At 73.2% G+C, this 12,311-nt stretch carries 13 protein-coding genes; 4 read left to right on the forward strand and 9 right to left on the reverse strand.

Annotated features, from left to right (window positions below; translation table 11 throughout):
- Positions 1 to 92: 92 nt before the first annotated feature.
- On the forward strand, positions 93 to 659 hold the full coding sequence (locus tag OG289_RS18335) for a MarR family winged helix-turn-helix transcriptional regulator (RefSeq protein ID WP_327315098.1): 567 nt from the start codon (positions 93 to 95) through the stop codon (positions 657 to 659).
- Between the two features lie 12 nt (positions 660 to 671).
- Here OG289_RS18335 and OG289_RS18340 read toward each other — a convergent pair whose 3' ends face one another.
- On the reverse strand, positions 672 to 2,837 hold the full coding sequence (locus tag OG289_RS18340) for a hypothetical protein (protein ID WP_327315099.1): 2,166 nt from the start codon (positions 2,835 to 2,837) through the stop codon (positions 672 to 674).
- Between the two features lie 108 nt (positions 2,838 to 2,945).
- Positions 2,946 to 4,436 carry an FAD-dependent monooxygenase gene (locus tag OG289_RS18345; protein ID WP_327315100.1) on the reverse strand — a complete coding sequence of 497 codons (1,491 nt, stop codon included), beginning with the start codon at positions 4,434 to 4,436 and terminating at the stop codon, positions 2,946 to 2,948.
- Positions 4,437 to 4,578: 142 nt separating this feature from the next.
- On the opposite strand from OG289_RS18345, the gene OG289_RS18350 reads away from it, so the two are divergent.
- Entirely contained in the window at positions 4,579 to 5,190 is a 612-nt protein-coding gene (locus tag OG289_RS18350) for a TetR/AcrR family transcriptional regulator (RefSeq protein WP_327315101.1), read from the forward strand.
- A gap of 283 nt (positions 5,191 to 5,473) precedes the next feature.
- Here OG289_RS18350 and OG289_RS18355 read toward each other — a convergent pair whose 3' ends face one another.
- The 3 genes from OG289_RS18355 to OG289_RS18370 all read right to left on the reverse strand — a co-directional run bounded on the left by OG289_RS18355 (position 5,474) and on the right by OG289_RS18370 (position 7,479).
- Positions 5,474 to 5,749, reverse strand: a complete 276-nt coding sequence (locus OG289_RS18355; protein WP_327315102.1) for a hypothetical protein — start codon at positions 5,747 to 5,749, stop codon at positions 5,474 to 5,476.
- A 295-nt stretch (positions 5,750 to 6,044) separates the two neighbouring features.
- On the reverse strand, positions 6,045 to 6,905 hold the full coding sequence (locus OG289_RS18365; protein ID WP_327315103.1) for a hypothetical protein: 861 nt from the start codon (positions 6,903 to 6,905) through the stop codon (positions 6,045 to 6,047).
- The gene (locus OG289_RS18370) at positions 6,898 to 7,479 is read right to left on the reverse strand and encodes an RNA polymerase sigma factor (protein ID WP_327315104.1); all 582 of its coding nucleotides are present in this window, start codon (positions 7,477 to 7,479) and stop codon (positions 6,898 to 6,900) included. The genes OG289_RS18365 and OG289_RS18370 overlap by 8 nt, the downstream gene beginning before the upstream one ends.
- Before the next feature lie 154 nt (positions 7,480 to 7,633).
- On the opposite strand from OG289_RS18370, the gene OG289_RS18375 reads away from it, so the two are divergent.
- Positions 7,634 to 8,113 (forward strand): cupredoxin domain-containing protein, encoded by a 480-nt coding sequence (locus OG289_RS18375; protein WP_327315105.1) that lies wholly within the window; start codon positions 7,634 to 7,636, stop codon positions 8,111 to 8,113.
- A complete protein-coding gene (locus OG289_RS18380; RefSeq protein ID WP_327315106.1) occupies positions 8,103 to 8,498 on the forward strand; it encodes a hypothetical protein in 396 nt (131 codons plus the stop codon). Before OG289_RS18375 ends, OG289_RS18380 begins: the two co-directional genes overlap by 11 nt.
- Before the next feature lie 36 nt (positions 8,499 to 8,534).
- On the opposite strand, the gene malQ is transcribed toward OG289_RS18380, so the two are convergent.
- The 4 genes from malQ to OG289_RS18400 form a co-directional block, all read right to left on the reverse strand.
- A complete protein-coding gene (malQ, locus tag OG289_RS18385; protein ID WP_327315107.1) occupies positions 8,535 to 10,640 on the reverse strand; it encodes a 4-alpha-glucanotransferase in 2,106 nt (701 codons plus the stop codon).
- A 2-nt stretch (positions 10,641 to 10,642) separates the two neighbouring features.
- A complete protein-coding gene (locus OG289_RS18390; RefSeq protein ID WP_442819086.1) occupies positions 10,643 to 10,897 on the reverse strand; it encodes a hypothetical protein in 255 nt (84 codons plus the stop codon).
- Positions 10,898 to 10,968: 71 nt separating this feature from the next.
- Positions 10,969 to 11,748, reverse strand: a complete 780-nt coding sequence (locus tag OG289_RS18395) for a class I SAM-dependent methyltransferase (RefSeq protein WP_327315108.1) — start codon at positions 11,746 to 11,748, stop codon at positions 10,969 to 10,971.
- On the reverse strand, positions 11,741 to 11,908 hold the full coding sequence (locus tag OG289_RS18400) for a DUF397 domain-containing protein (protein WP_327315109.1): 168 nt from the start codon (positions 11,906 to 11,908) through the stop codon (positions 11,741 to 11,743). Before OG289_RS18400 ends, OG289_RS18395 begins: the two co-directional genes overlap by 8 nt.
- Positions 11,909 to 12,311 lie beyond the last annotated feature (403 nt).

Consider the following 12,311-nt stretch of genomic DNA (forward strand, 5'->3'; position numbering starts at 1 on the left):
GGGGAAGCTCGGCCTTAAGTAGCTTAGCTTCAAGCTACTTATCGTCAAGCCACTTTCTTGCGGCCGACCGACCCCCGTCGGATACTCCCCCCATGAACACGAGCCCCCAGCAGCCCACGTCCGGGCCCACTTCCGGGCCCACGTCCGGGCCCAGGCCCGCCAAGGACCCCGTCGACGCGATCGTCGAGCAGTGGGCCGCGGTGCGGCCCGACCTCGACACCCGGGCGATGGAGGTGTTCGGCCGCGTCTACCGGCTCTCGCGCGCGATGGGCGACCGGGTGGAGAAGGCGTACGCGGCGCTCGGCATCGGACGCGGCGAGTTCGACGTACTGGCCACCCTGCGCCGCTCCGGCGAGCCGTACACCCTCTCGCCCCGCCAGCTGTCGTCGACGCTGATGCTCACCACCGGCGGCATGACCGGCCGCCTCGACAAGCTGGAGCGGGCCGCACTGCTGCGCCGCTCCCCCGACCCGCACGACCGCCGGGGCCTACAGGTCACGCTGACCGAGAAGGGGCTGGAGCTGGTCGACCGGGCGGTCGGCACGGGCCTCGCCGTCCAGACGGAGGCCCTGTCCGCCGCCCTGAACCCCGAACAGGCCGACCAACTGACCGACCTTCTAAGGAAGTTGCTGTCGGCAACGGAGGCGCCCGGCAGCTGACCGCGGAGTCGGTCAGCCGTCTTCGGGCGGCCAGGGGAACCCGAGTTGCTCGGCGCGCTCGCGGCTGCCGCCGCAGAACCGGGCGTAGGTCTTCGGGTCCTCCTCGGCCAGTCGGCGCAGGGCTGCGGCGGCCTGCGCCTCGGGCGGTGTGCCGTCGTCCGGGACGATCCAGCGGAACTGGAGCGGGTCGCCGTCCGCTTCCCCCGTCCCGAGTCCCGGCGCGTACCAGAAGATCACCACAGCGGTGTCCGGATCCGCGAAGCCACTGCCGGTCCAGCCTCGGCGCGCGTCCCACCGGCCGAGCAGCTCCGGACGTTCGACCAGCCCCGCCTTGATCAGACGGGCCACGGTGCGGGCCCGCCAGGACCAGTCGTCGTCGGTTTCCGCCCGGGCGATCTCCGCGTCGTAGGCGGTGGCGTCGAACCGTTGCGCGGGCAGCTCGGGCGCGGGCCCTCGGGTCCCCGGCAGGGCGGGCCGCCGCCAGTCCTCCCACACGACCTGGTCGCCGTCGCGGCGGATGGTGACGTACAGCGCGCCGCAGCACCCCTCGGCGCACCAGGCCTCCGCGAGTTGCACCCGGCGGGGCTCGGGACCGGCCCGGAGCAGGCCGTCGTCGAGGAGGTGCTCGGGGCTGTGCGCGGGACCGTGCGGGAAGACGGCCGGGACGAGGGGACGCCCGTCGAGGAGGATGCGGGTCTCGACGGGTTCCCGGTCCACGGGGTCGCCGGCCACGATCTCGATGCGCAGCCTGCCGCCGTTCGGCGCCGGGCGGGTGAACGGCCGCCGCCCGGTACGCCGGATCCAGCCGGCCCACAGCCGTCGGGCGACGGCGTCCCCGCCACCGCCCACCCCGACCGCGCCCACCCCGGCCGCGGCCTCAACAGTCGTGCCCTCAACGGCCGCGGCCACCCCAGCCGTGGCCGCCTCGGCCATGTCGACCCCGGCCGTCGCCGCCTCGGCCGCGCCCATCCCCGCCGTGGCCTCAACGGGCGTGCCCTCAACGGCCGCGGCCACCCCAGTCGTCGCCCCAGCCATGCCCTCCCCAGCCATGCCCACCCCGGCCATGTCGACCCCGGCCGTGGCCGCCTCAGCCGTGGCCTCCGCCTCGAGGTCGGCCGGACGGGTCCAGGAGGGATCCGCCAGCAGTCGGCCGAGGGAGGCGAGGAGTGCCTCGCGGTGGCCTGAGCCGGTGGGCCAGTCCAGCAGCACTCCCGTTCCGCTGCTCAGGCCGAGGGCGAGCGAGAGAAGCATGGCGTGGTGTTCGAGGGTCGGCGGCAGGAGACCGGCCCGGCCGACGACGGTTTCGTACACGCCGGGCGCGTCGCGGTAGGCGAGGAGTCCGGTCGGGTCGTCGCGGGTGGACGCCATCCGGACGAGGAGGCGGCCCGCCCGGGCGAGCAGGGCCGGGTCGGTGGGGTGCTCGGCGAGCAGGTCGGGCAGCCGGGCAGCCTCCGCGATGCGGCGGGCGATCGCGGTCCCGAGGAGGCGGGGGTCGGCGGGGAACGCGAGCAGCTCCCTGCGGACGGCCTGCCCGTCCCCGGCCGCCAGGGCACGGACGAGCGGCCGCAGTTCGGCGCGGCGGACGGAGACGACGAGCCAGACGACGGCGGCGGACCGGCGGTCGAGGACGTCGAGGGCCTGGACGGCTGGGCCGGTGAGCGAGCGGAGCAGGCCGAGGGTGGAGAGGTACGGGACGTCCTCGGGCTCGCCGAGGCGGGTGAGGAGGGCGAGGCCCGCGGTGACGGCGGGCACGGTGGTGCCGGTCCGGGTCAGCCGTCTGGCCAGGGTGCGGGCGGTGGCGTGCTGATCGGTCGGCAGCGGCAGGTCGGCGACGGCGGACTGGATCAGGTGCCTGTGCCAGCCCCGCACGCCGAGTTCGGCGAAACGGCGGTGCAGGGTGGCCGGGTCGTCCGGCAAGGGGTGCAAGGCCTGCGCGACGGCGGCCGCCGCTTCCTTGCGGGACAGCGAGATCTCGTTCTTGTTCGCGTTCTTGTTCGCGTTCTTGTTCGCGTTCGTGTTCTTGTTCTCGCCGGATGCGGCCGGCGGGCCGGGGAGGTCGAAGCCGCGGCCGGGCGGGAGCCCGTCCGGAGACGCCTGTAGCAGGCGCAGGACGTGGTCGTACAGGCCGGGCGGGCGGGGGAGCGCGGCGCGCGCGGCGCGCTCTTCCTGGGCGCTCACCGAGCGGTGGGGAACTCGATTCCGTGAATCATGCGCAGCAGCCTGTCAGCCGGGCTCGCCGCCTGTCGACGGAATTACCGGCGCCGCACCTGCCCGGCCATGGCCCCGTCAGCCGACGTGCGCCGAGAGGGCGGCCTCGACAGCGGCCGGGTCGGCGGTGTCGGACGCCCAGGCCACGTACCCGTCGGGGCGGACCAGGAGTGCCGTACGGCGGCCGCTCGCCCAGTGCGCCGCGACGAGCCGGTCCTCGCGGGCGGCGGCGCCCTGCCCGTCGTACGCGTCCGGGGTGATCAGGACGAAGCGGCCGCCGCGCAGGGCCTCGTAGAGGCGGGTGCCGTCGGCCAGGGCCACGTCGGGGACGCGGGTGCCGGTGAGGCGGTGGGCGCCACGGGGGGCGGGGTAGCGGTAGCCGATGCCGGTGATCTGGCCGACCGCCTTGCGGCGGGCGGGGGCGGCGGTGTCGAGGAAGGTGGTGAGGGCGGCGCGCAGGGCCAGGGTCCAGGGGCGCTTGGCCATGGCGAGGCGGACGATGCCGCCGCTGCTGCGCAGGACCGACCTGCCGACCGGATGGCGTTCGGCCTGGTAGGTGTCGAGGAGGTCGGCGGTCGCGTGGCCGCGGACCACCTGGGCGAGCTTCCAGCTCAGGTTGGCCGCGTCCTGCAGGCCGGTGTTCATGCCCTGGCCGCCGGCCGGGGTGTGCACGTGCGCGGCGTCACCGGCCAGGAAGACGCGGCCGACGCGGTAGGCGGGCGCCTGGCGTTCGTCGCTGTGGAAGCGGGACATCCAGCGGGCGTCGTGCATCCCGAAGTCGCGGCCGAGGGCGAGCCGGGTGATCTCCTTGACCTCGTCGAGGTCGAGGGGCTCGCTGTCGGGCACGTCGCGGGCGCGGTTCCAGCCGATCAGGCGGTAGTAGCCGTCGCCGAAGGGCGCGAGGAAGGCGAAGGCGTCGCCGACGGCGTTGACGGTGAGCAGCGTCTCGGGCTCCTCGGCGAGTCTGACGTCGGCGAGGACGACGGAGCGGATGACGGAGTGGCCGGGAAAGGGCAGGCCGATCGCGTTCCGCACGGCGCTGCGCATGCCGTCGGTGCCGACGACGTACTCGGCGCGCAGGTCTTCGGTGACACCGGCGGGGGTGCGGACCTCGACCGTCACGCCGTCCGCGTCCTGGCTCAGACCGGTCACCTCCGTCTCGTACCGGAACTCCACGCCCGCCTCGACCGCGCGCCGCTCCAGCGCCTTCTCCACCTCGTACTGCGGGATGACGAGGAGGTGGTTGAAGCGGGTGGGGAGGGTGTCGAGGGCGATGGTGAGGCGGCCGAAGAGGCGGAGGCGGTCGAGGGGGCGGCCGGCCTTCTCGATCTCGTCGGCGAGGCCGCGGGCGTCGAGCTGTTCGAGGGTGCGGGCGTGCAGGACGAAGGCGCGGGAGAGGTTGCTGATCCTGTGGGAGCGCTTTTCGAGGAGGGTGACGGGGACGCCGGCGGTGGCGAGGTCACCGGCCAGGAGAAGGCCGGTGGGGCCGGAGCCTACGACGATCACGGGGCGCGGGGTGGTGCCCCCAGTTGTGCCAGTGGTGCCAGTGGTGCCAGTGGTGCCGTTCATGGTGACCTCCTGGTGCCAGCGATCGTTGGTGAACGCCCGTTGGCCAACATCTGTTGGCCAACGCTTGTTGGCAAACATAGAACCGCCGCCAGAAGAATGTCAACGCTTGTTGGCCCACGAGTGTTGGCCTACGCTCGTTGACATGCCAGACAGCAAGCCCCCCACCGCAGCCACCGCGCCTCGCAGCTCCGGCGCCCCCGCTCCCCGCCGCTCCGACGCCACCCGCACCGCCATCCTCGACGCCGCGCGCGAACGCTTCGCCGCCGACGGCTACGAGCGGGCGACCATCCGTGCCATCGCCCGGGACGCGAGCATCGACCCCTCGATGGTGATGCGGTACTACGGCAGCAAGGAGGGCCTCTTCGCGGCGGCCGTCGCCGTCGACCTGAAGCTGCCCGATCTCGCCGCACTGCCCCGCGACGCGGTCGGCTGGGCCCTCGTGACCCACTTTCTCGCCATGTGGGAGGAGAACGAGGTGCTCACCGCGCTGCTCCGGGTCGGCGTGACCAACCAGGCCGGGGCCGAACGGATGCAGGGCATCTTCCGCGACCAGCTTCTCCCGGTGGCACGCGCGGTCTGCCCCGACCCCGAGCAGTTCCCGGCCCGGGCGGCACTGTGCGCGACCCAACTGCTCGGGCTCGCGCTCACCCGCTACGTCCTGCGCTTCCCGCCGGTCGTGGCGCTGCACCGCGAGGAGGCGGTGGCCTGGCTCGCGCCCACGGTGCAGCGGTACCTGACGGCCCCGCACCCGTAACCCGAGCCACCCTCCCCGGCCCCGCACCCGTAACCCGAGCCACCCTCCCCGGCCCACGACCCCGACCCCGACCCCGACCCGGGCCCGGGCCCGGGCCCTGACCCTGGCCCTGGCCCCGGGAACGCGTCGAGGGCGCCGTCCTCACCCCCGTACGGCGTGCGCGTACGTGTCGTGAGGCCGGCGCCCTCGGGGAGCGTGCGGCGGATACCTATACCCGGACTTGGAGCCGGCCCGGAACCAACACCCGGGCCCAGACCTGCCAGACCTGGGCCGGACGTAGAACTCAGGCCTTGGCCTGCGCCTTGCCCGTGATGTTGGAGCTGGTGGAGTCGTCCCGGTCCTTCGACCGGTCGAGGACCCACACCAGCCCGGCGATCAGCGCGAAGATCGCGACGGGGGCCAGGACGTAGAGGCCCAGCGTCTCGACGACGCTCAGACCCGGGCCGGGGTCGTCACCGTCGTCGCGGGTCAGCGCGAGGGCGGGGGACGACATGAGCAGCATCATCAGCGTCGTACCGGCGGCCAGGGCGCCGGCGCGCAGGGCGTTCTTCTTGTCCACGGTGCCCAAGTTAGCGAACGGTGTCGGAGGGCGCGCGCCCGGGGTGCCGAATAAGGCCCTTTGAGGTGTGGGGCCGGAAGCACGCGCCCTCGCCTGGTTGATCAATTCCAGGGGGCTCGTGTCCGTCCCAGTGTCCGTCCCCGGCTCGCCGAGGTCCGGTTCTGCGAGATCGACGAGACGGAGCGCGTGCGGCGGCTCGAGGCCCGCCACGAGGAGTTCGGCGGCCGCGGCCACTGCGGACGCCGCGTCTGGCGCCACTGGCCCAACCGGACCGGGCATGAGGGGGGATGCACGGTCACTGGTTCTGCCGTGCGTCGAAGTGGGCCGTGGCCAGAACGGAGCCGTCCGCGGCCAGCAGCCGGGCACCCGACACCGTGTCCGGGTCGACACGCGTGGGGGCTCCCCAGTAACCCCGGCCGGCGTCGTCGAGGGAGAACTCCCCGATGCGGACCGACGTGCCGTCCGTACGCTCCAGTCGGCAGCTGACCTTTCCGGCCTCCGGGTATCCGTCGCGGGGGCCCGCGGCCTCGGACCCGTTTCCGGCCTGGAAGTCGACTGCGGAACCGTCTCCGGTCTGGAAATCGGCTCCGGAACCGTCTGCGGCCTGGAAGTCGGCTGCGGAACCGTCTGCGGCCTGGTGGTCGGCTCCGGAACCGTCCCGGCCGAGGTCGACCGACATGTAGACCCAGCCCGGAGATCCGGTATAGGCGAAGATCCGGCCCACCGGGCGGTGGTCGGGGGCGAGCAGAGACGCTGCGAGCAGGCCGTGCTCCGAGCCGGGGGGCTGCGAACTCCGCGAGGGGGGAGCCGGCGCTCCCTCGATGGCCGTACCGACGGCCCAGCCGCCGAAGCCGAACCCGAGGGCGATCGCGGCGGCGGCCGCGACCGCCACGCCGGCCCGAGGTCGCCGCCGTCGCGTCGACGGGTTCAGGCCCAGCCGTTCCGTCACCCGTGTCTCGAAGCCGGCGGGCGGCTCGCTGCCCGGAAGGAGAGAGAGCAGTCCGTCTCCGACGAGCGTCAGCTGCTCGACGTGCTCCCGGCAGGTGGGGCAGCGGTCCAGGTGGGCGATGGCCTCGGCGCGCTCCTGACCGGGGAGGATACCCAGCGCCAGCTCGTCGGCGACGGCCCTCAGCCACTCGCAGTCCCTGTCAGTCATGATCGGCTCGCTCGGGTCCCAGAACCGTCCGCAGTTTCCCCATCGCCGTCCTGATCCGTGTCTTCGCCGTGCCCAGGGGGATCCCTTCGAACTCGGAGATCTGCCGTGCGGTCATCCCGTAGATCCCGGCCATGACCACGGCACGCGCCTGCTGGCGCGGCAGGCCCGCCACCGCGGCCCGTATGCGGGATGCCGCCTCGTCGGCCAGTGCCCACTGCTCGGGCGTCCGGGTCACGATGCCGAGCAGAGCGTCGAGGTCCTCGGGGGAGACCGGGGTCGCCTTGCGCGCGCGGACGGCGTCGATCGCCAGGTTGTGCGTGATGGTCCCCAGCCAGGTCTTCACCGATCCACGCCGGGAGTCGTAGACCTGCGCATGACGCCAAGCCCTTTCGAAGGCCTGCTGGGCGATGTCCTCGGCGAGCTGGGGGTCGTCGACGACAGCGACGGCGATGCCGAAGACCATGCGCTGGAACCGGCGGACGAACGCGAGGGCGGCCTCCGGGGCGCCGGTCGCCATTCCCGCCAGCAGCGCCTCGTCCGAGAGCCGCCCGAGTGGTAGGCCCAATCTCCGCATACCAGTGGATACGGCGAACCTCCCCGAACGGATTCCCCCGGTTCCACGCGGGACCACAGCCCCATTCTCCCGCTTGTTCCCATTTGCCGGAAATCCCCTGGTTCGTTCCGCCCGTATCTCTGGTCAGGAACGATTTCTCACGGAGGGCCGAGACATGGCGACGACACTCATGACGTTCGTGCGCAGGAACGTCGGGCCCGGGCTGGCCGCCGGGGCACTGGCGGGCATCCTCGTGGCGTGCGGAGGCGGGAACGGCAGCGGTGGTGGCTCGTCACCGTCGACCCCGGAACAGAGTGGCAAGCCGGGAACCACCCAGGTGGACGTGAAGCTGGTCGACTTCAAGATGGAGCTGTCCAAGAGCACCTTGAAGGCGGGTGCCCACACGTTCGTCGTCAAGAACGACGGCCATCACGACCACGCCATGGAGATCGAGGGTCCCGGAACGGAACAGAAGACGCGGACGCTGGCACCCGGAGAGTCGGCGAACCTCACCGTCTCGCTGAAGGACGGCAAGTACCAGGTCTACTGTCCCGTCGACGGCCACAAGGACCTGGGCATGAAGACCGAGCTCACCGTGGGCGGCACCGCCTCGACGGGCAACGGAACCAACACGACCGACGGCAATGGCTACTGACCGCACGGTCGCGCTCATCGCCCTCCGGCTGGCCGCGGCGGGAACGGCCGTGGCCATGGGCGTGATCCATCTCCGCCTCTGGTACGACGGCTACCGACATCTGGACACGATCGGCACGCTGTTCCTGCTCAACGCGATCGGGGCCGGGCTGCTCGCGCTGTCGCTGCTGATCACACCCACCCGCCTCCTGCCCGTCCTCGCGACGCTGGGAAGTCTCTTCACGGCCGGCACACTGGTGGCCCTGATCGTCAGCCTCACCTCCGGTCTCTTCGGGTTCCAGGAGACCCTCGACGCGAACCTGGTCAAGCCGACCCTCGCCGTCGAAGCCGCAGGGTGCGTTCTGTTGGTGGCGCTGGCCCTGCTGAGCAGACGCGGCCGGACATGACCGACGGGTTTCCGGCCGCCCGGCCGCGGCCGTCCTCTAGACGGCACCCGACGCGCTGTTCCGCTCCCGCAGGACGTCGATCAGCGCCCACAGTCTCGGCGAGGCCGCGAGCTGCTCCAGCGTCACCGGGCGGCCCTCCGCGTCCGCGATCGGCAGGCGCCAGTTCGGATACTGGTCCCAGGTGCCGGGGAGGTTCTGCGGGCGGCGGTCGCCGACGCCGTCCGGGAGCCAGACGCCGATCATGCGGGCGGGGGTGCGCAGCAGGAAGCGGTGGACGGCCTGGACCTCGGCCTCCTGAGAGGAGCGGTCGCTGCCACCGCCGGTGCCGGCCAGCAGTCCGAGGCGGGTGAGCAGGGCCAGCCACTCCGCCGTGTCGTTGGCCGCCTCCGCGCGCTCCTCCTCCACGGGCCGGGTCAACAGGCCCAGCCGGTCACGGAGTTCGACGTGTTCGCCGGTGAGGCGGGCGGCGGTGGACGGCAGGTCGTGGGTGGTGGCGGTGGCCAGGCAGTCTGCGCGCCAGCGGTCGGGGGGCAGGGGGCGTCCGTCGCCGTCCCAGTCCCGCTCGAACCACAGGACGGACGTGCCGAGCACCCCGCGTTCGCGCAGCGCCTCCCGCACACCCGGCTCGACGGTGCCGAGGTCCTCGCCGATCACCAGCGAACCGGCCCTCGACGCCTCCAGCACCAGGACGGCGAGCATGGCCTCGGCGTCGTAACGGACGTATGTGCCCTCCGTGGGCAGCTCGCCCTGCGGGACCCACCAGAGGCGGAACAGGCCCATGACGTGGTCGATGCGCAGGGCGCCGGCGTAGCGGAAGAGGGCCCTCAGCAGCCGCCGGTAGGGGGCGTAGCCGGAGGCGGCCAGCCGGTCCGGGCGCCAGGGCGGCAGGCCCCAGTCCTGGCCTCGGGCGTTGAAGGCGTCCGGCGGGGCGCCGACCGACATCCCGGCGGCGAAGTACTCCTGCTGCGCCCACGCGTCGGCGCCCTCGGGGTGCACGCCGACCGCCAGGTCGTGGACGATCCCCACGGGCATGCCCGCCTCGCGCGCGGCGCGCTGGGCGGCGGTGAGCTGGGTGTCGGTGAGCCAGGCGAGGCGGGAGTGGAAGTCGACGCGGTCCGTCAACTCCCCGCGGGCGCGGGTGGTTTCGGCGGAGCGTGGGTCGCGCAGCGCGGACGGCCACCGCTGCCACTGCGATCCGTGCACCTCGGCGAGCGCGCACCAGGTGGCGTGGTCCTCCAGGGCCTGGCCCTGCTCGGCGAGGAAGTCGCAGTAGGCGGCGCGCCGGCCGGGCCCGAGCGGAACGCGGGCGACCAGTTCCAGTGCCTCCCGCTTGAGCTCCCACACGGCGTCCCGGTCGATCAGCTCCCCCTTCTCCAGGACCGCTTCACGCAGCCGTCCCGCGCGCTCCGACAGGGAGCGCAGACGGCCGTCCCGGCCCTGGACGACGTAGGCGTACTCGGGAACGTCCTCGACGCGCAGGTGCACGGGGTCGGGGAAGCGGCGCGAGGAGGGCCGGTACGGGGAAGGGTCGGTCGGGGCGCCGGGCACGGCCGCGTGCAACGGGTTGACCTGCACGAACCCGGCGCCGAGCGCCCGTCCGGCCCAGGCGGTCAGCTCGCCGAGGTCACCGAGGTCGCCCATGCCCCAGGAGCGACCGGAGAGGAGGGAGTACAGCTGGACGAGGAGTCCGTAGGAGTGTCCCGTGGGCGTGGGCAGGCGGGGCGGGGCGACGACGAGGTGGCTGCGACCGGTCCGCCCGTCGGGGGCGGTAGCCGTCAACTGGTGCACCCCGAGCGGAAGTTGCTCGACGTCGGCGGGATCGACGGGATCGCGGACGTCCCCCTGCTCGGTCTCGACGCACAGCCGGCTGCCCTCGGGGAGGGCGGCGAGCGCCTCGGCCCGGCTGCCGCTCCAGCACACCACCGTCGGCGGCAACAGCCGCTCGCGCAGTTCGCGTTCCCGTGCGGCGAGCGCGGCGCGGACGGCCTGCGGGGTGCCCGCGTCGACGCCGAGCGCGGCCAGGGCGCGGGTGACGGCGGCGGCCGAGGCCGTGACCGTACGGTCCGGGGAGGGCTGGTAGGAGGTGCCGACGCCGTGCAGCGCGGCGAGCCGGGCGAGCTCCTCTCCGGGTGGCACGCTCATCTCTACGGCCTCGTGGAGCCGGAGTCCGCGGCGGCGAGCGGCGGCTCGCTGGTCAGGGGCTCGGCGTCGGGCAGCGGGGGTTCGCTGGTCAGGGGGGCCTCGGCGCAGGTTCCTTCGGCGCTGAACGCGCACAGGTGGGGATCTTCGAGCTCGACGGGGGCATGGGCGGAGGGGTCCGCCAGGCGTTTGGAGTGGGCCGGTGCGATCACGGGGGCCTCCTTGTGGGTTACGGCGTCGGTTACCGCAGGCCTACCCAGCGAACGCGACGACAGACGTCCGGCAGACGTCTTCACCGCATTACACGCTGCCACATCCTCGCGGGACCCGCTCAGAGCCGGCAGACCAGCAGCCCGGCCAGGCTGTGCACCCGGAAGACGCCGTTGTCGTCGATGTCACACCGTACGAGCCGTTCGGCACGCCGAACGGTCTCGGCGAAGGAAGCGCCCGCCTGCCCGGCCCACGCCTCGTGCGACGCCAGGTGGGCCACCACCGGCGCCGGGTCGGTCACCTCGACGACACCGGGCAGCTCACGCACCCGGACGTCGCCGAACGTCGCGCCCAGCAGCTCCGGCGCCGCCTCCAGCGGGAACCGGGCGGTCGGGGACAGCTTGGCGTGGCCGTCACCGGCCGCCCGTCGCCACAGCTGGTCCAGCTCCCGCTTGTCGGTGCCGCTGTTGGTCGAGACCACCAGGACGCCGCCGGGCTTCAGCACCCGGGCCAGTTCCCGGATCGCCGCCGGGATGTCGGGTACGTGGTAGAGCATGTGCAGCGCCAGGACGGCGTCCGCGGCGTCGTCGGCGAAGGGCAACGCCTGCGCGTCGGCCACGACGACCGGTCCGGGAAGGCCCGCGAGGATCCCGGCCGAGAGATCGGCGCCGACGACCTCCAGGTCGGGCCGGTCCTTCCGCAGGCGCCGCACGTACTGCCCGTAGGCACAGCCGACGTCGAGCACCCGCCCGGTGACGTCCGCGAGCTCGGCGGCCACCAGGCCCGGCAGGTCGTACCGCGGCCGCTGCCACTGGTAGAGCGACTGCCGGGCGGTCAGGTGCCGGGCGTCCCCGTAGGCACGGGTGACCAACAACTCCGGGTCCGTCACGCCCTCAGACACGCGGTGAACTCCGTCCAGTCGGTCGGGTGAGGCGGGGTGTGGGGCCGTCGGGCGTTCTGAAATCGCGTACGGCGACGGTGGTGGGGTTGTTGCGGGCGACTTCGGCGCACTCGCCGGAGACGTCGCTGTAGCCGGACTCCTCGAACAGGAGATCGGGCACGGTCAGTTTTCCTCGCGCATGCTGCCGGTTTGATCCCGACCCGGTGCTCGATCTCATCGGGGTCCTTCCAGACTGCCTTCAGCAACAGCCAGAGCTCGCCTGTATTCGGAGGTCTGGACACAGTCCCGCACCCCTACGGTCGGTGGCCGGCCGCCCACACAGCGCAGCCGTTCGGAGTGCACCAGCATGCCCGACGCCCTCCTCGAAGAAGACCTGGTCGACTACCCCCTGCCCCGCAACATCACCCTCGCCCGTCGCCGTGCCGCCCGACCGGCCGGCCCTCGACCGGGGTTCCACTCCCGCGCCGGGGACGTCGGCGTCGTCACGTCGGAGCCGGTCACCAACGCCCCTGCAGGACAGGCCCCGGGAGGCGGCCCGCGCCGAGACCGAACGGCTCGCCAAC

Origin of the sequence: Streptomyces sp. NBC_01235, from assembly GCF_035989285.1 — a bacterium.
Taxonomy (GTDB): Bacteria; Actinomycetota; Actinomycetes; order Streptomycetales; family Streptomycetaceae; genus Streptomyces.

What these genes read in the sequence shown, in the direction of transcription:
- OG289_RS18365 (WP_327315103.1), bottom strand. Translation starts at nt 6,905, where the DNA reads ATGACTGACAGGGACTGCGAGTGGCTGAGGGCCGTCGCCGACGAGCTG.
- OG289_RS18380 (WP_327315106.1), top strand. Translation starts at nt 8,103, where the DNA reads ATGGCTACTGACCGCACGGTCGCGCTCATCGCCCTCCGGCTGGCCGCG.
- malQ (WP_327315107.1), bottom strand. Translation starts at nt 10,640, where the DNA reads ATGAGCGTGCCACCCGGAGAGGAGCTCGCCCGGCTCGCCGCGCTGCAC.
- OG289_RS18335 (WP_327315098.1), top strand. Translation starts at nt 93, where the DNA reads ATGAACACGAGCCCCCAGCAGCCCACGTCCGGGCCCACTTCCGGGCCC.
- OG289_RS18370 (WP_327315104.1), bottom strand. Translation starts at nt 7,479, where the DNA reads ATGCGGAGATTGGGCCTACCACTCGGGCGGCTCTCGGACGAGGCGCTG.
- OG289_RS18375 (WP_327315105.1), top strand. Translation starts at nt 7,634, where the DNA reads ATGGCGACGACACTCATGACGTTCGTGCGCAGGAACGTCGGGCCCGGG.
- OG289_RS18350 (WP_327315101.1), top strand. Translation starts at nt 4,579, where the DNA reads ATGCCAGACAGCAAGCCCCCCACCGCAGCCACCGCGCCTCGCAGCTCC.
- OG289_RS18345 (WP_327315100.1), bottom strand. Translation starts at nt 4,436, where the DNA reads ATGAACGGCACCACTGGCACCACTGGCACCACTGGCACAACTGGGGGC.